We start from the raw sequence: 21,347 nt of genomic DNA, 5'->3' as shown, positions 1-21,347 counted from the left end.
ATCAGCACCCCCCTTATTAAGGGGGGATCAAGGGGGGATCAGCACCCCCCTTATTAAGGGGGGATTAAGGGGGGATATACTTACTTGTTAGCTAAATAGAACAATTAGCAATCAAATACAATAACAATTTTTACTTTTTACTTAATCGATCATGCTCAAACAGATACGGAAACTACTTATCAATTTCGGTCAACAATGGCGCGATGAAGATTTCATGAGGTCGATTCATCTCATTGAAAACATAGTTTCTAAGGTTTTATCCGTAGCCTTAATTGTTGTTATTATTGTTTCTCTTTATGACCTAGTAGTTATCTTAATCCAAGATTTATTTACTACGGAACCCGTCGGTTTTTTTAGTAAAACTTTAATTGAAATCTTCGGATTATTTCTCAATATTTTGATCGCTTTAGAGTTATTAGAAAACGTCACTGCTTACCTAAGAAAACACATCGTACAGGTTGAATTAGTCGTAGTTACGGCTTTAATTGCCATCTCTCGAAAAATTATTATTTTTGACCCCAATAAATACAGTAAAGATGATTTAATTGCCCTCACCGTCGGAACCTTAGCTTTAGCGGCAAGTTATTGGTTAATCAGAAAAGTTAATCGCGATAATCGCTCTTGAAGTAGTGATTAAGTACCCAGACAGGATTAATCACAGATATTTTTGACTTCTGGAGTTTAGCAGTTCTGGGGTTCTCTCCTGCCAGAGTGTCAATTTAACTTTGTCCAATTACTGATTAGGGAAAGGGGTAGATTTAGAAAACCTAAAACCTAACCCTTCTAAATATTTACTCGACTCTAGAAATATTACCCGCTTTAATCCAACCTTCGCGACCATCGGACAGACGCACGCGATGCCATTGGCCATCGCTGCTGGTTCCCACCACACTGACTTTAGTATTATAATCCAGACCGCCGAGACGAGTCGATTCACTGGTAGGTTCAGAGCGCAAACTTAAACCGCTTTGCCATGTCACCCGCGCTTGATAACCCTCGGATGTAGTTTCTTTTTTTCTTGCTTCGGGACTGGGTTTCGGGGCAGCTTTTGGTGCCGGTGCAGCTGTGGGAGACTCTTTCACCTCAGCTTGGGGTTGTTCTTGGACGGGAGTAGTGGGGATGGATTTAGCAGCTTTTTCCTCCTTAGTTTCCTCTTTTTTCTCCTCGGTAAAGACGGGTTTAGGAGGATTAGAATTCATGCCAGAGAGAAGCATATAGGCGACAGCAGTGGCCCCACCGACTAAAATCGCCACTCCTAGGACAAAACCGACCATGAATTGCAATAAACCAGATAAACGCTTCATATTGGTGCTAAATTAACTGTTAGGATTAACATTAAAACGATCATCGCGAGAGGCTAAACGAGCTTTACCGGACTTAGCCCAATCCTGTAGAAATTGAATCTGTTCTTGGGCAGTGCGGGCCAGGGGTATAATCTGACTAGCGGCCTCAAGCACATCATCGGTGCTAAAGTCGCGATTTTGACTAAAACCGATGTGCATCGCTTCCACGATGGTTTGTTCGATTTCCGCCCCCGAAAAATCGGGAGTTTCGTAGGCTAATCGCTTTATATCATAACTTTTCAGATTATGGGGCCGCACTTTCCCTAAATGAACGCTAAAAATCTCCTCGCGGGACTTTTGGCTAGGTAGTCCGACAAAAAATATCTCATCGAAGCGTCCTTTTCGCAACATTTCCGGGGGCAGAGATTGGATGTTATTAGCTGTAGCGACGACAAAAACCGGCGATTGTTTCTCGGCTAACCAAGTGATAAAAGTCCCGAAAACCCGCCCGGTGGTTCCCCCGTCGCCTTTCCCATCCACTCCGGCGAAAGCTTTATCGATTTCGTCTATCCACAGCACACAGGGAGCTAAAGCTTCGGCGAGATTAATCATCTGACGGGTACGCGATTCCGATTCTCCCACCAATCCGCCAAATAAACGCCCCACGTCTAGACGCAGTAGGGGTAAGTGCCAATGATGGGAAATAGCTTTCGCTGTCAGGGATTTACCCGTCCCTTGAATTCCCACCAATAGTAAACCCCGGGGATTGGGTAAACCGTAGGCGCGGGCGCGTTCACTAAAGGCACCACCGCGACGAATCAGCCAATCTTTGAGGTTATCTAGGCCGCCGATGTCAGAAATCTGCTCTGTGGCGGGATAAAAGTCTAATATCTGGGTTTGACGAATCGATTGGCGTTTTTCTGCCAAAATTAATTCCACGTCCTCTGGCTCAATTTTGCCGTGACTGGCTAAACATTTGGCTAAAACCCGACGAATTCTCTCTAGGGATAATCCTTGGGCAGAAAGCACTAATTCATCAAGGAGTGGTTCTTTGACGGGTTGTCCGGTGGCAGCGATTAATCGCTGAATTTCCTGTTTAATTTCTTCGCCACTGGGGAGGGGAAAATCGACGACGGTGATTACTTCGGTTAGATCCGAGGGGATAGACAGTTCGGGAGCGACAATAATTAGGTTTTTGGGCTGAGATTTCAGGGAACGGGCCAGATTTCGCAATTTTCTGGCGATGGCAATATCTTCTAAAAAGCGCTGGAAATCGCGTAAAATTATGATCGCGGCGATGTTAGTCGGCAGCTTTTCGACGAATTCAAGAGCTTGGAGGGGATTACGCCGAGCAAAGTTCTCATTATTGGGATTATCTTGATAACCATCCACAAAATCCCAGACATAGACAGCACGGTTATGGCTCTGTTTGGCAATATCGGCGATCGCTTTTTCGAGACGTTCTTCTTCTAGGGTGGTAATATAGATGAGAGGGTAACGGGCCCGCAGCAGTAATTCAAATTCTTCACCAAAGCTCATAGCTATTCGTCTATAGTTTTTGCTATTTATATCGTCATCAGAAAATATAGCAGTTAGCCGTCTATTAGATATTTTAGTACAAATGCTCGGACTTCTTCTCCGCAGCTCCCTGTTCTGGTGTAGTCTTAACGAGTAATTGACCGCCTTTATCCTAAAGATGAAGTGTAACCTAATTTTGATATCGACGGCCGGCGACCGACTCCCCAAAACGAAAACTTTCTACCTCACCATTAGGATAACTGCTATGTATGAATAATATTATTGACCATGATCGTTTATTTAAGGAATTAATTTCGACTTTTTTTGTTGAATTTATTCAGTTGTTTTTTCCCGAGGTTATTAATTATTTAGAGCCTAATCAGATCACATTTTTAGACAAAGAAGTCTTTACCGATGTCACGGAAGGAGAAAAGTATGAAAGTGATTTAGTCGCCCAAGTTCAATTTCGAGGACAATCATCATTTTTCTTAATTCATCTAGAAGCACAGTCTAGCTCTCAACCGGAATTTAATCGGCGAATGTTTACTTATTTCGCTCGTCTGCATCAAAAATTTGCCTTACCAGTTTATCCCATTGTCATATTCTCCTATGATCGTCCACAAAAAGAAGCAATTCGTCAATACAAAATTGAGTTTCCTGACTTAAAAGTGTTAGAATTTAACTATCAAGTTGTCCAGTTAAATCGCTTGCATTGGCGAGATTTTCTCAATCAAGCTAATCCCGTCGCCGCCGCTTTGATGGCGAAGATGAAAATTGCCCCTCGGGATAGAGCAAAAGTTAAGGCACAATGTCTAAGATTATTGGTAACATTAAGATTAGATGCTGCTAGAATGCAATTGATTTCAGGCTTTGTCGATACCTATCTCAATCTCAACTCGTCCGAGGAGATAGAATTTCAACAGGAGATTAGCACATTTATTCAACCCGAACAGGAGGGAGTTATGCAGATTACCACCAGTTGGATGCGCCGCGGTTTAGAACAGGGTTTAGAACAGGGTTTAGAACAGGGTTTAGAACAGGGTTTAGAACGGGGTTTAGCAAGAGAAAGAAATCTAATTGTTCGCCTGATTAAACGTAAGTTAGGAGCTATTGATGTGGATATAGAGAGTCGGATTATGACCTTGAATATTGATGATCTGGAACGAGCGGGGGAAGCTTTATTTGATTTTTCGACAGTGGAGGATTTAACTAATTGGTTGAATGCTTTAGATGCTTAGTATTTTTCTCTTAAACTTCACAGAAGGCTAGGTATGGGTATGAGTATAAGCTTTGAAAATGCTATCCAACAAACTCAAGATTTACTACTTCAAATTGAGTTTTTAGATGCCAATACAATCACTCAAAAACTTACTGAGTTAGTCTCGACAGAAAATGGAGCCAGAGGATTTTTTGTCACTTACTTAACCAGCGATTTATCCTATACGGAATATCCTAGTTTAGAAGTAATCACTGCTTTAAAAACTTCCCCGATATTGGTGAATGAATTATTAGTCAAAAATCTGGCTATGTCCACGGCAATGGTTATCTATCATCGCGGTCAAGGAGATGAAGAAAACGCTCAAGGTTCTGAGAGAGTCCAGGAAAAAACTGGTCAACTAATTAAGCAGTTATTATCGCCAGCCCTGGGGGAAAAATTACAACAATTAGCCACCAGTTTAAATAGGGAACAAGGAGAATATCAAGCCTTTCTAGAGCGCTGGGGATATGACGATTGCCAACGTCAAGCGATCGCAGAAATTATTCAACCTTTTCTTCAGTAACTAGCTGATTTTTTCCCAAAGCTTTCGCCCGAAATAGGGAGCGATCGGTTCGAGCAATTAACTCTTTTACCTCTTGTTTGCTGCTAAAATGGCTTATTGAAGCAAATCGGCTCTCTTACTCTTTGTGTGATAAGTTTAACTTATATAGGAGCGATCAATCTTTGTGTCCTTTGTGTCTTTGTGGTTCGTTCCATTCGCTCGCCAGTAGGAATGTATCTGAGCATAGATTTTACCCACCAAACCCAAGAGAGCCGCAAATCCGTTGCCATAGCCGCAACAAAATCAAGGCATTTAACCACTGTACCAGTATTTCTTAGTCAAATTTGGGGAGGTAAAACCCCAAGCCGATGATGGGATTTGAACCCACGACCAATTGATTACGAATCAACTACTCTACCACTGAGCTACATCGGCACATTGCCAACTTCCGATTATATCACGGACAATAGATACACAGCTAGAAAAATTTTTTTATGAGCAAATCCCCTCGACTTGATCCCCAAAAATACGCCCGCTTGAAAGCGGAAGCGGCCAATCCCTATCGAGGGCTGCGGCAATTTCTCTATCTCGGTTTAGGGGCTTCTGGTTTTATCGGTGCGGTGGTTTTTCTGGCCCAATTAGCGGCAGCAAGGGACGTAGCCACCGCCTTACCCAATTTTGCCCTACAAATCGGTGTGGTAGCCCTGATGATTTGGTTATTTCGTCGGGAGAAAAAAGCTGGCGGTTGAGGGAGTAGCCACCGATAGCCAAAACAGTCTCTTCCCCCGGAGAATAAAAGTTAACATTAACTCTAGTCTTTTCGTGTTATGATCGAGGCGAGAGTCAAGATTGGTGTTCAAGTTCGTTTTCAGTATTAACTCGGTAAGTCTTTTACTTTAGTATTGTTCGGCTTCTCCCTGAATTTTGTGTCTCCACACCGTTTCGAGTATTGATCGAGGATTCAAGTATTATGTCTATTTTTGTTGGTAATCTCTCTTACGAGATTTCCCAAGAGGATCTAACCGAAGTCTTTGCAGACTACGGCAAGGTTCAAAGAGTCCATATTCCCGTGGATCGTGAGACAGGCCGCAAACGCGGTTTCGCCTTCGTGGAAATGGAAAATAAAGCCCAGGAAACCGCCGCAATTGCCGCCCTGGATGGTGCTGAATGGATGGGACGAGCAATTAAAGTTAACCAGGCCCGCGAGCGTGAAGAGCGTGCGCCCTTCAATGGTGGTGGTGGTGACAGAAAAAAACGCTATTAAGCTTTTTTTGTGAATAATTGTCGGAGGGTGAACAGGGTTCACCCTTTTTTTGGCGGCAATTGCGATCGCCGTTCCCCTCAAAACCAATAGAAATCTAAATGTCTGAGTCTCTCCAAAAGGTAACAAGTAAACTATAAAGGATATCGTCATCAGAATCTGAGCGGCGATCAACTCCCGAATATATGGACAACAAAAACCGATGGAGACAACCTACACCCTAGCTGATGGGACTGAAGCACTTCAATGCCCCACTTTAGTCGAAGATGATCGCACGGGCATGAGTCCCGAAACCCTAAAACGGGCTTTTCTGGACAATCTGTTTTATTTGCAAGGGGTTAACCGCACTAATGCCAGTCCCTACAATTACTATGTCGCCCTTGCCTACACCGTTCGCGATCGCCTGCTGCGTCGTTTTCTGAAATCCACCGACACCTACAAACAAGAAAAAGTTAAACTCGTCTGCTATTTCTCCGCCGAATTTCTCATGGGGCGGTATTTAGGTAATAATCTCGCTAATTTGGGTATTTACGACCTAATCAAAGAGATGATCGAGGAATTAGGTCTTGATTTTGAGGAAATCATCGAACAGGAACCAGATCCCGGCCTCGGAAACGGCGGTTTAGGGCGTTTAGCGGCTTGTTTCCTCGATTCCCTCGCTTCCCTAGAAATTCCCGCTATCGGTTACGGTATCCGCTACGAATTTGGCATTTTCCATCAAATCATCCAAGACGGTTGGCAGGTGGAAATCCCCGATAACTGGCTGCGCTTCGGCAATCCTTGGGAATTACCCCGTCCCGATGAAAGTGTGGAAGTAAAACTGGGAGGCCGGACGGAAATCTATCACGATGATAAGGGACAGGAACGGGTACAATGGCTGCCGGAACGTCGGGTTTTAGCCATTCCCCACGATACCCCCGTCCCAGGTTACAAAACCAACACGGTTAACGCTTTGCGTCTCTGGAAAGCAGAAGCGAGTGAATCGTTTAATTTTGAGGCTTTTAACGCCGGGTTATACGATCAATCCGTGGCCGAAAAAATGGACGCGGAAACCATTTCTAAAGTCCTTTATCCCAACGATAACACCCCCGCCGGTCGCGAATTACGTCTCGCCCAACAATACTTTTTTGTGGCCGCTTCCCTGCAAGATTTAATTCGCATTCACCTAAAAAGCCACAAAAATCTGCAAAATTTCCACGAAACCGCCGCTATTCAACTGAACGACACTCACCCCGCCATTGCGATCGCCGAGTTAATGCGTTTGTTAGTGGATGAAAACGGCTTAGAATGGTCAAAAGCTTGGGCAATTACCCAAAAAACCTTCGCCTATACCAATCATACCCTATTGCCGGAAGCCCTGGAACGTTGGTCGGCGGATTTACTTGGCAAACTGCTGCCCCGACATCTAGAAATTATCTATCTGATCAATCACTTTTTCCTTGAGGATGTGCGGACTTGGTTTCCCGATAACGAGGAGTTATTGGGCAAATTGTCGATAGTTGAAGAAGCTGGTTGGGGTAATAAACAAATTCGCATGGCTAATTTAGCCTGTGTGGGTAGTCACTCGATTAACGGAGTCGCTGCCTTACACACGGAGTTACTGCAAAAAGACACCCTGAAAGAGTTTGCCATGCTCTGGCCAGAAAAATTCTACAATAAAACCAATGGTGTCACCCCGCGCCGGTGGATTTTATTGAGCAATCCCCAATTATCGGCACTATTTACCGAAAAAATCGGCGATGATTGGTTAAAAGACCTGAAGGAATTGCGAAAACTGGAACAATACCTTGATGATCCTGAATTCCGTCAGCGTTGGTATGAAATTAAACAGGCGAATAAGGCCGATTTAGCGGCTTATATGCTGAAAACCCGCAATATCGAGGTGGATGTTAATTCGATTTTCGATGTGCAGGTAAAACGGATTCACGAATACAAACGCCAACATCTGGCAGTTCTGCACATTATCGCCCTTTATAATCGCATTAAACAGAACCCTCAGATCGATATCGTGCCGCGCACTTTTATCTTTGGTGGTAAGGCAGCCCCCGGTTACTTTATGGCGAAGTTAATTATTAAGTTAACTAATGCTGTGGCTGAAATTGTGAATAAGGATCCTGATGTCAGAGGTCGTTTAAAAGTGGTTTTCCTGCCTAACTTTAACGTTTCTTTGGGTCAACGCATCTATCCGGCGGCGGATCTGTCCGAACAGATTTCCACGGCGGGTAAGGAAGCTTCCGGAACCGGTAACATGAAGTTTGCCATGAATGGCTCCCTCACCATCGGGACTCTGGACGGTGCTAATATCGAAATTCGCGAGGAAGCAGGAGCAGAAAATTTCTTCCTTTTTGGCTTGACAGCAGGAGAAGTTTATGCTAAGAAGGCCCACGGTTATGAACCGATGAGCTATTACAAAAATAATCGCGAATTGAAGGGAGTGATCGATCGGATCAAGAGTGGTTATTTTAGCCATGGTGACACGGAATTATTCGGGCCGATCGTCGATTCTCTCCTCTACGATGACCAGTATATGCTTTTAGCTGATTATCAATCCTACGCTGATTGTCAGGAACAGGTAAGTGAAGCTTATCGCGATCGAGACAAGTGGACGCGGATGTCGATTCTCAACTCGGTTCGTATGGCCAAATTCTCTAGCGATCGCACAATCTGGGAATATTGTCAAGAGATTTGGAAAGTTAATCCGGTCAAGATTAGTTTAGAGGATTAAAAAACTCGGTCAAGTTCGGGTTTAGTCCTTGACTAGCCCGAATTCTGGAACCGTCGCCCCAAAAATGCTTTGTAAAAACGTCTAAACTATGATTTTTATGATTGTTTGATGGACTAGGATTTTAAGTTTTATACACTTCAATTATTTCTAGTTATAGTTAGGTTTTCTTTTAGGCTTGTGAACTCTTTTAAACTGTAAACTGATATTTCCAAAATTAAGCAATAATCCAATATCTAACCCATAAGCTTCGAGATAATTGATAGCTTGTGCTAAGTGAACATCTTCAAGTTGAATAACGGCTTTTAATTCTACCATCACTTTACCTTCAACAAAAAAGTCAACTCGTCTTGTACCTATTTGATCATCTTTATAAAAGATCGGCATTTCGTGTTCTCTCGAAAAAGATAATCCCTGTAGGTTCATTTCTTTTGCCAAAGCACGTTGATAAATTACTTCTTGAAAACCATTTCCTAAGATACGGTGAACTTCCATTGCACAACCAATAATTTTACCTGTTAGTTCACTTTCAGGGTATTGGGGATTAATAAAAGTCATGGCTAGGATTTAGATGATGAAGTGAGGATTTTGATTAGATTGTCTTTGATAATTCAATGTCAAAACTATGATTATAATGATTGAATGATGGACTATGATTGGGTTGTTTTTGACAATTCAATGTCTAAACTATGATTTAGAATGATTGAATGATAGACTATGATTAGGTTATCTTTCGACAATCACGACGATTTATTGTATTATATCACATCATGGGGTCGCTCTCTCGAAAAAAATCACAGTCGCTCACATAATCACAAAAATCATAGTTAAGACGATGATTATAATGATTGAATGATGGACTATGATTAGGTTGTTTTTGACAATTCAATGTCTAAACTATGATTTAGAATGATTGAATGATAGACTATGATTAGGTTATCTTTCGACAATCACGACTATTTATTGTATTAGATCACATCATGGGGTCGCTCTCTCGAAAAAAATCACAGTCCCTCACATAATCACAAAAATCATAGTTAAGACGATGAATGAACAACGCACCCAAGCTTATGTTAATTTAATTGAACAGTTGCTTGCTTGTACTGATGATGAGGAACTCAATAATATTCTGCAAGCAAATCAGGAATTGATTGACCCCGAATTTTTGCAGGTGATGGAAAACTATGCAACAGGGTTAGAAGAACAAGGAAATAATAATCCTGCGGCTTGGTTACGGAATATGGCGCAACAGTTGGGGACATATCTCAACCCTCAAGCGGGAACTATAGAGGAATATCAGGGGTTTTTATTAGAAGTATTACAAGCAGAAGCAGAGATTAATGATGGCCGTGCTATAATAACTGACAACGATTATTATTATAAAAATATGCAGTATAAAGTCAGTCTTAAGCAAACAGAAGAAGGATATGCTGTTTGGTGTCCTGGTTTACCCGGCTGTGCTTCTCAAGGTACAACAAAAGAAGAAGCTCTCAATAATATTCAAGATGCTATTGTGTCTTATTTAGAAGTTGCCGAGGAATTGAATCAAGGTGTAGAATCTTGTTATGTGGAAGTTGAATTAAATCATGCCTAGTCTTCCCGGAATTAATCATCAACGAGCCATTAAAGCCTTTGAAAAAGCAGGATTTAGGATTGTTCGACAGGGTAAACATATTACAATGACTGATGGAGAGCATATCTTAACAATTCCCAGAGCTAATCCAATTAATGCTTATACAATGGGAACAATTATTAAAGGTGCTGGAATGTCTATTGAAGAATTTAAAAAACTTTTGTAAAAGCATCGGATTAAGGTTATGGACGAAAAACGCCCCCAAGCATATATTAATTTAATTGAATAGTTGCTCGCTTGTACTGATGATGATGAACGAACTAATATTCTGCAAGCTAATCAGGAATTGATCGATCCCGAATTTTTGCAGGTGATGGAAAACTATGCAACGGGGTTAAAATAATAAGGATACAATAATAACCATGCAGATTGATTTAACACAAAACTTTGGGCAATATCTCAATCCTCAAGCGAGAAATATAGAAGAATATGAGGTGTTTTTAACTGTTGGGGACATTGACAATAGGCTAAGGTGTTGTTAGTATATCCAACATGAAGGCTACCGCGCTCATTCGTCGTCGCGTCATCTTGGCCCCAGACGCATTCGCAGAAGTCCCTGTCTGGCCTGTTCCCCAACCAGTTCTGCCATTGGAGCATCCTTACGTCATATACTTAGAAGTAGGATAAGAAATTGTTTAGAGAGTGATCCAAAACTTTAAAGATAAAGAAGCTCAAAAAGTTTTTGAACGTAAACATTCGCGTAAATTGCCATTAGATATCCAACAAGTGGCATTGCGAAAATTGCGGATGCTTAATCGTGCGGAAACCCTGCAAGATCTTCGTGTCCCACCAGCAAATCGATTGGAACGTCTGGTTGGTGACAGGGAAGGTCAATATAGCATTCGGGTTAACGATCAATGGTGAATTTGCTTTGTCTGGCAAAACGGTGATGCTCTAGACGTAGAAATCGTTGATTATCATTGAGGTAAAATAATGAATGAAGATAAACTAATGCCAATTCATCCCGGTGAGGTTCTTTTAGAGGAATTTATCAAGCCAATGAACCTTAGTCAGAATCAAATAGCTCTGGCTCTTGGAGTTCCTGAACAATGTATTAACGAAATCGTTCACGGAAAGCGGTGTATCACGGCGGATATAGCTCTTCGGTTAGCTCGTTATTTTGATATGTCACCGCGATTTTGGCTGGGATTACAAATGGATTACGATCTGGACGTTGTTGAAGATGAAATAGGAGATCAATTGGACAAAGAAGTTGCTGTAATGACAGTTATTTGTGCAGAAAAGTAATTTGTTTGATATGTTCTAAGGCAGAAACTTGGAATATATCAAACAAATTTGGCAGCGACCACCCTTGACAATCACGAATATTTATTGTATCACACTATATCATAAGGTCGCTCTCTCTCAAAAAAAATCAAAGTTCATCACATAATCACATCAATCACAGTACAGACAATGATGGAAGACTATGCAACAGGGTTAGAAGAACAAAGAAATAATACTCCTGTTGCTTGGTTACGGGATATAAAGTATAGAATCTTGTTATGTAGAAGTCTAAAGCATGATCTATATGATTATTTAATTGACTGTCATTCTAGCCTGACCTATAATCATGGAAAGCTCAATCAGGAAAGTGAAAATGAGACAGGTACTTACAGCGAGAATTTTTCAAGAAGATAATTGGTTTGTTGCCCAATGTTTAGAGGTTGATGTTGCTAGTCAAGGGGAAACGGAAACCGAGGCGTTAAACAATCTGCAAGAGGCTTTAGAATTACATTTTGAACCGCCTTGTGCGACAGTTATTCCCCGATTACAGAAGATAGAGGTAGAAATCAATGCCGCTTAAGCCTTTATCTTATCGTGAGATTAAACGCAAGTTGGAAGCGGCAGGGTTTGAAGTTGTTAGTCAAAAGGGGAGTCATGTTAAGTTTGCCAAGGATACTCCCGAAGGAAAAATGACAAGGATTGTTACCTCCTTATAACAGGGAACAATCGGTACAATTAGCAGTATTTTAAGGCAAGCGGGATTAAGAGTTGATGAGTTTGAGCGTTTATAGTTAATATCCTCTATAGCATTCTGTGTCATAATCGCCCTATATCAAGGGGACTCATCCTATCATAGAGTCATCCGCCAAAAAACATCATAGTCCCTCATTCAATCATTCTAATCACAGTACAGACAATGAATGAACAACGCGCCCAAGCTTATGTTAATTTAATAGAAAAGTTGCTCGCTTGTACTGATGGTGAGGAACCCAATATTCTGCAAGCAAATCAGGAATTGATTGATCCCCAATTTTTGCATATGATGGAAAACTATGCAACAGAGTTAGAACAACAAGGAAATAATCATGCGGCTCGGTTACGGAATATGGCGCAACAGTTGGGGCAGTTTCTCAACCCTCAAGCGAGAAGTATAGAGGAATATCAGGGGTTTTTATTAGAAGTATTACAAGCAGAATACGAGAGTGATAGCGATCCTGCGGTGGTTTATCCTATCCTACAACGCCGTCAACATCTGTTAGATGATACTTTTGCCCAACTGTTGCAACAATTCGCTAGAAAATGTTTTTCTAAAAGGAATATCGAAGATGTAGCAGATATTGTGGGGGTTATTGAAAACTTACGCAATAAACTTCAAGATGCTGGAGTAATTGGAAATTTATGTCACATAATTCAAGATTTTCCCTTGGGAAGTCGGGCTAATAATCTGGAAATTGCCATTACAGGCTATCAGACCCTTTTTGAAGTATATACTCGTGAAGCTTTTCCTGAATATTGGGCAATATTAAAAAATAATCTGGGAATAGCTTATAGTCAACGCATCAGAGGGGAAAAGGCAGATAATCTAGAGTTAGCGATCGTTTCTTTAAACCAGTCTTTAGAAGTCCGTACCCGTGAAGCCTTTCCTTATGAATGGGCAATGACACAAAATAATCTAGGGATAGCTTATGGAGATCGTATCCGAGGAGAAAGGGCTAATAATTTAGAGTTAGCGATTACCGCTTATAACCTGTCATTAGAAGTATTAACTCGTGAAGCCTTTTCTTATGAATGGGCGAGTACACAAAACAATCTGGGAATAGCTTATGGAGATCGCATCAGAAGAGAAAGATCCGATAATCTAGAGTTAGCGATTGCTTCTTTAAACCAGTCTTTAGAAGTCCGTACCCGTGAAGCCTTTCCTTATGAATGGGCGAGTACACAAAACAATCTGGGAGAAGCGTATAGAAATCGTATCAGAGGGGAAAGGGCTAATAATTTAGAGTTAGCGATCACCGCTTATAACCTGTCTTTAGAAGTAGTAACCCGTGATAGCTTTCCTTATGAATGGGCAATGACACAAAATAATCTAGGGATAGCTTATGGAGATCGTATCCGAGGAGAAAGGGCTAATAATTTAGAGTTAGCGATTACCGCTTATAACCTGTCATTAGAAGTATTAACCCGTGATAGCTTTCCTTATGAATGGGCAAGGTCACAAAATAATCTGGGGAATGCTTATCTAAATCGTATCAGAGGGGAAAGGGCAGATAATCTAGAGTTAGCGATTACCGCTTATAACCTGTCATTAGAAGTCCATACCCATGAAGCCTTTCCTTGTGAATGGGCAAGGTCACAAAATAATCTAGGGAATGCTTATCTAGATCGCATCAGAGGGGAAAGGGCAGATAATTTAGAGTTAGCGATTACCGCTTATAATCTGTCATTAGAAGTATTAACCCGTGAATCCTTTCCTTATGAATGGGCAAGGTCACAAAATAATCTAGGGAATGCTTATCTAGATCGTATCAGAGGGGAAAGGGCAGATAATTTAGAGTTAACGTTCGCCACTTATAACCTGTCTTTAGAAATATATACCCGTGAATCCTTTCCTTATGAATGGGCAACGACACAAAATAATCTGGGATTAGTTTATCTATATCGTATCAGAGGGGAAAGGGCAGATAATTTAGAGTTAGCAATCACCGCTTTAAACTTAACATTAGAAGTCCGTACCCGTGAAGCCTTTCCTGAACATTGGGCAAGTACACAAAATAATCTGGGGTTAGTTTATAGAAATCGCATTAAAGAGGAAAGGACAGATAATCTAGAGTTAGCGATCGCTGCTTTTAACCTTTCTTTAGAAATAAGAACCCCGACTGCTTTTCCTATAGACTGTTTAAGAACAGGACGAAACTTAGGAGATACTGCTAACCTGATCGAAGACTGGGAAACCGCCATCAAAGGCTACAACTTAGCTATCGAAGCAGTAGAAAATACCCGACTCGAAGCCTTAAACCCCCAACGACAACAAGAAATTCTCTCCGAGGCAATGGATGTTTATCATGGCATTGTTCAATCCTATCTCAACCTCAATCAACCAGATTGCGCCTTAGAATACGTTGAACGCAGCAAAACCCGCTATCTAGTCCAATTGCTTACCGACCGCGATATCTATCCTAAAGGTAATATCCCCCCAACTATTATCACGGAATTAGATCGCCTCCGTCGTGCCATTATTGGGGAAGAACAACAGTTAGCCATCCAAGAACAAACCCGCAATCGGGGAGGAATTTTAACCCTAGATCAACAAAGACAACCCATCTTAAATGACTATACTCACCTCAATCAGTTAAAACAAGAATTAAATCAACTCATTGACCGTGAAATAACTCCCATAGATCGCACTTTTAGCTTAACTCAAAAGGTTGAAAGCATTCCTCTAAGTGACATTCAATCCTTAATTGATCAAGATACTGCCATCTTAGAATGGTATATTGCAGGGGATAGTATTATGGCGTTTATTGTTATCCCCCCTAGCCCCCCTTTGAAAGGGGGGAATAGTGAGGTGAAAGGGGTTAAAGTTTGGCAATCTTCAGCAGAAGATCGAGAAAAATTGATTAATTTTATTAAAGATTATCGTGACGCTTATGAAAATAATAAAACCGCGTGGATTAATAATCTTAATGATTGTTTAAATCAACTATCAGAAATTCTCCACATTGATGAACTTTTAGAACTGATTCCTAAATCCTGCGATCGTCTCATCCTAATTCCCCATTGGTTTTTACATATTATTCCCCTTCATTGTTTACCCCTAAACAATGGACAATTTCTCTATCAACGCTTTACTAAAGGTGTAGGATACGTTCCCAGTTGCCAACTTTTAAAACTGGTAAAATTATCACAGCGAGAAAACTTTACTCGTCTTTTTGCCATTAAAAACCCCACCAGAAAAGACCTAAAACCTCTCTTAGGTGCAAATCTAGAAATCGAGAGAATTAGTCAAGGATTTGCCACTGAAAAAACCATTATTATTGGGGAATTAGAAGCATCAGAACAAACCCTAGAAAATCGTCGTCAAGAGTTACAAGAATCTCATTGTATTCATTTTTCCTGTCATGGTAAATTTAATAATGAATCCCCTAGAGATTCCGCTTTAATGTTAGCAGATCCAGACGGTAACTTAGGAAAATCAGCTAACCTTACTCTAGCAGAAGTATTTGAAAAATTTGACTTAAGAGAATGTCGTTTAGTCACTTTTTCTGCTTGTGAAAGTGGTATAATAGAAAGTAAAGCTGATAGTATTAGTGATGAATATGTGGGTTTACCGAGTGGGTTTCTATTTGCAGGAAGTTCTAGTGTCGTTAGCACCCTTTGGACAGTAGATCCCCTAGCAACCACGTTATTTATGGCTAAATTTTATCACGATCTTAAACAGATTTCTATCCAAGATCAAGGGAGTATTGCCATTGTTTTAAATAATACACAAACATGGTTAAGAACATTGAACAGTAAAAAATTAGCCAGAATTAAAGATAGTCAAAAATTCCAGCAATTACTCGATCGAGTCTTTGAGAGTAAACGGGATAGAAGAAAATTCCAAGACTTATTAGAAGCTGCGGTTAAACGTCAACCCTATCCCTTTGCCAATCCCTATTATTGGACAGCATTTATCGCAACAGGGATTTAACTCAGATATTGCAGCATTATCCAAAAGTCCAAAAAACCCGATTTTTTCTGCCTCTAAAAATCGGGTTTTTAATATCAGGGGTAAGATCTGAGTTTAAGAATCAGGATAATTTTGACAAAATTTATCCAGTCCTTGATCCTGAATATAAACAGCAACTATAGCAGATAAAATTCCCGCGACTTGCGGAGGACACATCAAATATCCTACAATAATACCTGTTAAAGTAGGGATAAGTGCGGGTAAATATTTTTCTCGCAACTTCGGTTGACAAATAGAATCCCGACATTTATTAAGAACAATAGCAAACCAACGAAAATCAGCATTATCTTCTACCCCTTCAATCCCGTTACGAGTGGCAATAGACTCAGCAGCATCTGCTAAATCTCCCTCCCATTCCTCAATAACATCAAGTGCAATTAAAGCGTTCTCATTGTCCGCAAATTGAATACGGTACTGAGCAATTTTTTCCGGTGTTAACTGCGTTGCGTCTGACATAATATGATTCTTAAAGCTAAAACCAATTTTTTCCCATTATCTCACCTTATAATCGTCTCGTCGCTAAAGTTTTTGACTTTACCGATGGCAAGTTAATCCGGTCAAAATTAGCTTAGAAGACTAAGAATAAGCGAATTTTTTGGGGTGAGAATTTACTTTTGTCAAAAATTATTACATATTCGCCAAAAAATACACTTTTTTGAGCAAATTAATGTACCCTAATTATACAAGGCGATCAATTATTTTGTCCCAAGAATTACGCGCTAAACTTATCTCCTGTTATCCCCAAAGTCAGGAAAAAGAGGAAGTCTTAATGAAGATGATTTCTGAAAGTTAATTAATCGAGGATAGGGAGAGGTTGCTAACGGTCAATATTGCCACCTGAATCGCTTTTTCGATAGCCTGTTGTTTGCTTTCTAAACTAATCCCTTCCTCTTTGCTTCTTTCGGCAATCACAGCACAAATACAAGCGGCAGTAAATCCATAAACCCCCGCCATTTTAAATAAAGTTCCCGCTTCCATTTCATAATTGAGAATATTTAAACGTCGATATTCTTCCGTGATTCCCTCTAAATGGCGCTGAAGATAAGGGTTAGCAGAAGACAGGATTCTTTCCTGTCCTTCATAAAAACTATCCACAGAAGCGGTAATACCTACATGATAATTTACTCCCAAAAATTGAGCCGATTTGACTAGAGCAACTGTCAAAAAAGGATCCGCCACTGCGGGATATTCCGGAGGAGCAATATCATTAGCTGCACCTTGCCTACATAAAGCCGCTTGGGAGATAATAATATCACCAATTTTTATTCTATTTTGAATTGCGCCACAAGTACCAATACGAATAATAGTTTTAATTCCCACCTGTATTAATTCATTAACCACAATACTCAAAGATGGCGCACCCATGCCACTGGTAGCCAGAAGGATTGGGGTAGAATTATCTAGATAGCCAAGATAACTATTTAATCCGCGATAATCCGATAGTAAACGTGCATTTTGTAAATAAGTTTCAGCAATATAGCGTGAGCGTTCTGGTTCCCCCGATAATAGGGTGATAGTCGGTTTTGCCGTGCCTAAATCCTCACTGCTAAAGTTGAGATGATAGGGTTTTTGGTGAGATAAGTTATTGGACATTTAAATCAAATTAAGAGCAGTTACTTTGGTTAAATAGGCTTTTAGTTATTATAACAACTTTAGGTTTTAATTAAAATTAAATATTTAATTATTGACAAAAGAAAATCAAGCTTAAGGACGACTATTGATGTTAAGTTCTTGCACTAATTCCTGTACTGTGGTTGAGGGATTGGCATCAAAAGGATGTTTTTTGGCTTCATCTCTATCTTGAATAAGTTTTGCTGCATTAGTGATTGCTGTTGTCTGGTATGGCTTTAATTTTTCGTACATATCCTCTCGATTTTTTGCATATTGTTCTTTTTCGTTTAATAATTTACACTTTTTCATCTGAGTATTTAAAATTTTTGGGTATTCACTTCGGGATGTGGCAATATCCAGATATTGAAAGTGTAAAATAAACCAAATTTCAAAAGCTTCATTAGAATAGGCAATCTTGATATTGTTTTCTTTAGCCAGTCTTTCTGCTTGATTAAATTGCTCTTTAGAACAGTTATCTTTATCAAAAATACACCAGATTTGATCAAATGAGTCATCTTTTTTTAGATTATCTATCATCTTAATAGCTTTTTCTACTAAACTCAAGCTATTTTTACCTTCACCTTTCACCCTAACTTCAATTTTCTTAGGAACAGTAAAAGCCTTAAAATAGTTAACTTCAGTTTTTTCTCCCTCGCAAATAATTAAAAATCTTTTTCTTGTTTCTCTAGTCTTAGTTTGGCGACGCAAATAATCGGAAGTATTCCTGTTGTTACTCATACTAATTACCAATAATTGTACTTAAATCACCAATAAAAGGTATTGCTCCATAACGACCTTGAATATAATCTTTTTCAAATGTATTATTATTATTAATATCAGCAAATTCCACCAAAGAATATAAATCTGTTGCTCCTTGATGATTTTTTTCGGTAAACCAAATTTGATCCCTCCTCAAAAATTTATGACTAAGTAAATTAATATCGTGAGTAGTAAAAATAAGTTGAGCATTTTTGGGATTAGTTTTCTGAGAATTAAATAATTCGATTATACTTCTAGTCATTAAAGGATGAAGTCTGGCATCCAATTCATCAATTACTAAAACTTCCCCTCTTTGCAAAGTGTCTAAAATCGGTGCTGACAGAGCCAAAATCTTTTTAGTTCCATCAGATTCATGATTGTCCATATCAAAAATTTCTAACTCAATCATTTTACCTGTTGAGTCATACTTTGGATGATAGGTTTTTATGGTAGCGGACTTTATTTCACCGCTAGAGTGACTGATGATATTTCTGACAACATCCGGTAAATCTTGCGGGAGACTGTCTAAGGAAATTTTTCTGCTTTCTATTTCTAGGTTGAGATTGTCAATACTTAAATCTAATTTTTTAATTAACTTAGTCACATCATCAATCAAATCTTGTCTATTAGAAAGATGCTCAAGCGTAATCGCTTTTAATAATTCCACATCTAACCCAGACACAACACCTAAGTGACTAAACCAAGAGACAATTTCCACCGCTAGAGAATTATTAAATTGAGCCGCTAGTGATAAAAACAGAGTATTTTTTTTTGTCAATCCTCTTAGTATATTACCTTGTTCAATATTTTTGCTATATTCTATTTTATCGCCTTGCCGATTAAAAATTTTAGTTTCACGACTTCTGGGTGTACAAAATAACCATTCGGAAACTACTCGCTTTTGAGTTACTTCAAATCCATATCTATAAGTTTTATTTTTTAGCTGAAAAACTATTTCAAAAAAGGATGGTTTATCAACAGTTTCGGTACTTAATCTAAAGGGTTCCACATCTATTTTGTCAGTGATTTGTAATTTTGCAGAATTCATGACAAACCGTCGCATAAAATTGAATGCCAGAATTAAATTACTCTTACCACTGGCATTTGCTCCATAAATAGCGGCACTTTTAAGTAAACTAAATTGTTGATTAACCTTAAAAACATTATTTTTATCAAGCTCATCATTACCGTAGGCATCCTCTGCAGCTACCATACTGAGAGTTACTACATCTTTAAAAGAGCGATAATTGCCGACACTAAATCCGATGAGCATTGCATATTAACCCTAACAGTCTCTAAGGAATAAAGGAGACGATACTTTTATTTTATGCACTTGTTGAGCATTTGAACAAGAATTGTCCCCAGAATCGGCAAACAATCACAGAAAAAAGGTAAGGAATTAATTTTCCTTACCTGATGATTGTAGCCTTTTGAAAACAAATTTACACTTTTGCTGACTCTTTAACTAACTTATCCCAACCCAATTCCTTGAGGTTATTGTTGCGACGCAGGGGACGAGTAGCTAATTCTAAAATATCTCGCGCATTGGTAAAACCATGGATTTGAGCAAAAGTAAATTCTACCGACCATTTAGTGTTAATTCCCCGCGCTTCTAAGGGATTTGCATGGGCCATTCCTGTAATCACTAAATCAGGTTTTAACTCGTAAATGCGCTGAATCTGATTGTAGTTATCAGGTTTTTCGATGATTTTCGGGATGGGAACACCCATATCATTACAGGTTTTTTCTAGTAATGCTAATTCGGCTGCTTGGTAGCGTTTATCCATGTAGGGAATACCGATTTCATCACAAGTCATCCCGCAACGAATTAGGAAACGTGCCAGAGAAATTTCTAGTAAATTATCCCCCATAAAGAAGACCGATTTACCGCGCACAAGTTGCAGATAATCCTCTAAACTTTCCCAAATTTTTGCCTCTCTTTCTTCTAATCCCTGCGGTTGTACTCCCAAAACAGAACAGATTTTTTCTATCCAAGCGCGGGTTCCATCCGGACCGATGGGAAAGGGTGCGCCAATTAATTTACACTTACGACGACGCATTAAAGTGGTGGCAGTTCGTGATAGAAAAGGATTGACACCAGCGACATAATAACCTTCTTCAATTACTGGTAATTCAGTAAACCGTTTGGCCGGCAACCAACCATCAATTTTAACTCCTTGTTTTTTCAATTCTAGGGTTAAATTGGTCACAATTGGGTCGGGAACGGAACCAAATAAAACTAAAGGAGGATGGTCTTTATATTCCGATTCTTCCTGTTTAATTTCTTCTTTTTTACGTCCAAAAGTTAGGAGTTTCTGGATGGCATTCCGTTCTTCTTTTTCATCTTCGTGCTTAACTTTTTCGGGACATTTATGCACCATGGAAGCGAGGACGGTATCTTCCCCTTGGGTAAAGGCATAATCTAAACCATTAGCGCGCGCTGTCACGATAGGAATACCGATTTCTGACTCTAGTTTCGGTGCTAATCCTTCCAAGTCCATTTTGATGATTTCGGTGGTACAAGTACCGATAAAAACGATAACGCTAGGGTTTCTATCTCGTTTAATTTGTAAGCAGAGGCGTTTTAATTCTTCGTAGTCTTTTAGTTGAGCGGAAATATCCCCTTCTTCTAATTCAGCCATGGCATAACGTGGTTCAGCAAAAATCATCACCCCCATGGCATTTTGCAGGAAGTAACCACAGGTTTTTGTGCCGATAACAAGGAAGAAACTATCTTCGATTTTTTGGTATAACCAAGCAACACAGCTAATCGGACAAAAGGTGTGATAGTTGCCGGTTTCACAATCAAATTGTAAAGCGCTCGGTTCTTGAGTGGCAGTCATG

At 39.8% G+C, this 21,347-nt stretch carries 22 protein-coding genes and 1 tRNA gene; 14 read left to right on the top strand and 9 right to left on the bottom strand.

The features are described 5' to 3' along the window. Window positions 1-151: 151 nt before the first annotated feature. Window positions 152-625, top strand: coding sequence for a phosphate-starvation-inducible PsiE family protein (locus IM475_RS15340; protein WP_066030004.1), 474 nt, complete (start codon window positions 152-154; stop codon window positions 623-625). Window positions 626-791: 166 nt separating this feature from the next. On the opposite strand, the gene IM475_RS15335 is transcribed toward IM475_RS15340, so the two are convergent. After that, a complete protein-coding gene (locus IM475_RS15335; RefSeq protein ID WP_287728121.1) occupies window positions 792-1,304 on the bottom strand; it encodes an SH3 domain-containing protein in 513 nt (170 codons plus the stop codon). Window positions 1,305-1,316: 12 nt separating this feature from the next. Next, window positions 1,317-2,822 (bottom strand): Ycf46 family AAA ATPase, encoded by a 1,506-nt coding sequence (locus tag IM475_RS15330; RefSeq protein ID WP_287728120.1) that lies wholly within the window; start codon window positions 2,820-2,822, stop codon window positions 1,317-1,319. Window positions 2,823-3,070: 248 nt separating this feature from the next. Here IM475_RS15330 and IM475_RS15325 point away from each other — a divergent pair, with 248 nt between their 5' ends. Then, window positions 3,071-4,039, top strand: a complete 969-nt coding sequence (locus IM475_RS15325; protein WP_287660329.1) for a DUF4351 domain-containing protein — start codon at window positions 3,071-3,073, stop codon at window positions 4,037-4,039. Between the two features lie 39 nt (window positions 4,040-4,078). After that, window positions 4,079-4,582 carry a sll1618 family protein gene (locus IM475_RS15320; RefSeq protein WP_287660330.1) on the top strand — a complete coding sequence of 168 codons (504 nt, stop codon included), beginning with the start codon at window positions 4,079-4,081 and terminating at the stop codon, window positions 4,580-4,582. A 342-nt stretch (window positions 4,583-4,924) separates the two neighbouring features. On the opposite strand, the gene IM475_RS15315 is transcribed toward IM475_RS15320, so the two are convergent. Continuing rightward, window positions 4,925-4,996, bottom strand: a tRNA-Thr gene (locus IM475_RS15315). 59 nt (window positions 4,997-5,055) lie between these two features. Here IM475_RS15315 and IM475_RS15310 point away from each other — a divergent pair. The 3 genes from IM475_RS15310 (at window position 5,056) to IM475_RS15300 (ending at window position 8,547) form a co-directional block, all read left to right on the top strand. Then, on the top strand, window positions 5,056-5,310 hold the full coding sequence (locus IM475_RS15310) for a DUF3493 domain-containing protein (protein ID WP_149985955.1): 255 nt from the start codon (window positions 5,056-5,058) through the stop codon (window positions 5,308-5,310). Between the two features lie 221 nt (window positions 5,311-5,531). Next, window positions 5,532-5,825: an RNA-binding regulator gene (rbp, locus tag IM475_RS15305; RefSeq protein ID WP_287660331.1), complete on the top strand. Its 294-nt coding sequence runs from the start codon at window positions 5,532-5,534 to the stop codon at window positions 5,823-5,825. A 199-nt stretch (window positions 5,826-6,024) separates the two neighbouring features. Beyond that, the gene (locus IM475_RS15300) at window positions 6,025-8,547 is read left to right on the top strand and encodes a glycogen/starch/alpha-glucan phosphorylase (RefSeq protein WP_287660332.1); all 2,523 of its coding nucleotides are present in this window, start codon (window positions 6,025-6,027) and stop codon (window positions 8,545-8,547) included. 147 nt (window positions 8,548-8,694) lie between these two features. On the opposite strand, the gene IM475_RS15295 is transcribed toward IM475_RS15300, so the two are convergent. Then, a complete protein-coding gene (locus tag IM475_RS15295; RefSeq protein WP_002759175.1) occupies window positions 8,695-9,102 on the bottom strand; it encodes a GxxExxY protein in 408 nt (135 codons plus the stop codon). Between the two features lie 829 nt (window positions 9,103-9,931). Between IM475_RS15295 and IM475_RS15290 the strand changes: the two genes are divergently transcribed. The 7 genes from IM475_RS15290 (at window position 9,932) to IM475_RS15260 (ending at window position 16,094) form a co-directional block, all read left to right on the top strand. Next, on the top strand, window positions 9,932-10,138 hold the full coding sequence (locus tag IM475_RS15290) for a type II toxin-antitoxin system HicB family antitoxin (RefSeq protein ID WP_012264985.1): 207 nt from the start codon (window positions 9,932-9,934) through the stop codon (window positions 10,136-10,138). After that, on the top strand, window positions 10,131-10,343 hold the full coding sequence (locus tag IM475_RS15285; protein ID WP_002759169.1) for a type II toxin-antitoxin system HicA family toxin: 213 nt from the start codon (window positions 10,131-10,133) through the stop codon (window positions 10,341-10,343). Before IM475_RS15290 ends, IM475_RS15285 begins: the two co-directional genes overlap by 8 nt. A 476-nt stretch (window positions 10,344-10,819) precedes the next feature. Next, complete coding sequence (locus IM475_RS15280) at window positions 10,820-11,041, top strand: type II toxin-antitoxin system RelE/ParE family toxin (protein ID WP_287728119.1); 222 nt, start codon at window positions 10,820-10,822, stop codon at window positions 11,039-11,041. A 69-nt stretch (window positions 11,042-11,110) separates the two neighbouring features. After that, entirely contained in the window at window positions 11,111-11,425 is a 315-nt protein-coding gene (locus IM475_RS15275; RefSeq protein WP_002737909.1) for a HigA family addiction module antitoxin, read from the top strand. 352 nt (window positions 11,426-11,777) lie between these two features. Then, a complete protein-coding gene (locus IM475_RS15270; RefSeq protein ID WP_002740815.1) occupies window positions 11,778-11,984 on the top strand; it encodes a type II toxin-antitoxin system HicB family antitoxin in 207 nt (68 codons plus the stop codon). Further along, window positions 11,974-12,120 (top strand): type II toxin-antitoxin system HicA family toxin, encoded by a 147-nt coding sequence (locus IM475_RS15265; protein WP_287728118.1) that lies wholly within the window; start codon window positions 11,974-11,976, stop codon window positions 12,118-12,120. The genes IM475_RS15270 and IM475_RS15265 overlap by 11 nt, the downstream gene beginning before the upstream one ends. Before the next feature lie 200 nt (window positions 12,121-12,320). Next, window positions 12,321-16,094, top strand: a complete 3,774-nt coding sequence (locus tag IM475_RS15260) for a CHAT domain-containing protein (RefSeq protein WP_287728117.1) — start codon at window positions 12,321-12,323, stop codon at window positions 16,092-16,094. A 93-nt stretch (window positions 16,095-16,187) separates the two neighbouring features. Here the strand turns inward: IM475_RS15260 and IM475_RS15255 are convergent, their stop codons facing one another. Continuing rightward, a complete protein-coding gene (locus tag IM475_RS15255) occupies window positions 16,188-16,589 on the bottom strand; it encodes a hypothetical protein (protein WP_287728116.1) in 402 nt (133 codons plus the stop codon). 211 nt (window positions 16,590-16,800) lie between these two features. Between IM475_RS15255 and IM475_RS15250 the strand changes: the two genes are divergently transcribed. Then, window positions 16,801-16,926, top strand: a complete 126-nt coding sequence (locus tag IM475_RS15250) for a hypothetical protein (protein WP_287728115.1) — start codon at window positions 16,801-16,803, stop codon at window positions 16,924-16,926. On the opposite strand, the gene IM475_RS15245 is transcribed toward IM475_RS15250, so the two are convergent. The 4 genes from IM475_RS15245 to IM475_RS15230 all read right to left on the bottom strand — a co-directional run bounded on the left by IM475_RS15245 (window position 16,923) and on the right by IM475_RS15230 (window position 21,346). Then, entirely contained in the window at window positions 16,923-17,726 is an 804-nt protein-coding gene (locus tag IM475_RS15245; protein WP_287728114.1) for a nucleoside phosphorylase, read from the bottom strand. The genes IM475_RS15250 and IM475_RS15245 overlap by 4 nt on opposite strands. 111 nt (window positions 17,727-17,837) lie before the next feature. Next, window positions 17,838-18,482: an RloB family protein gene (locus IM475_RS15240; RefSeq protein ID WP_353737456.1), complete on the bottom strand. Its 645-nt coding sequence runs from the start codon at window positions 18,480-18,482 to the stop codon at window positions 17,838-17,840. A gap of 1 nt (window position 18,483) precedes the next feature. Then, on the bottom strand, window positions 18,484-19,776 hold the full coding sequence (locus IM475_RS15235; protein WP_287728112.1) for an AAA family ATPase: 1,293 nt from the start codon (window positions 19,774-19,776) through the stop codon (window positions 18,484-18,486). Window positions 19,777-19,945: 169 nt separating this feature from the next. Then, complete coding sequence (locus IM475_RS15230) at window positions 19,946-21,346, bottom strand: ferredoxin:protochlorophyllide reductase (ATP-dependent) subunit N (protein ID WP_002740797.1); 1,401 nt, start codon at window positions 21,344-21,346, stop codon at window positions 19,946-19,948. Window position 21,347 lies beyond the last annotated feature (1 nt).

It is taken from the genome of Microcystis sp. M061S2 (genome assembly GCF_020245605.1).
In the GTDB taxonomy this organism is placed as follows: Bacteria; Cyanobacteriota; Cyanobacteriia; order Cyanobacteriales; family Microcystaceae; genus Microcystis.
Note: the sequence above shows the minus strand (reverse complement) of the source record. Positions and strands in the feature narration are given on the sequence as shown.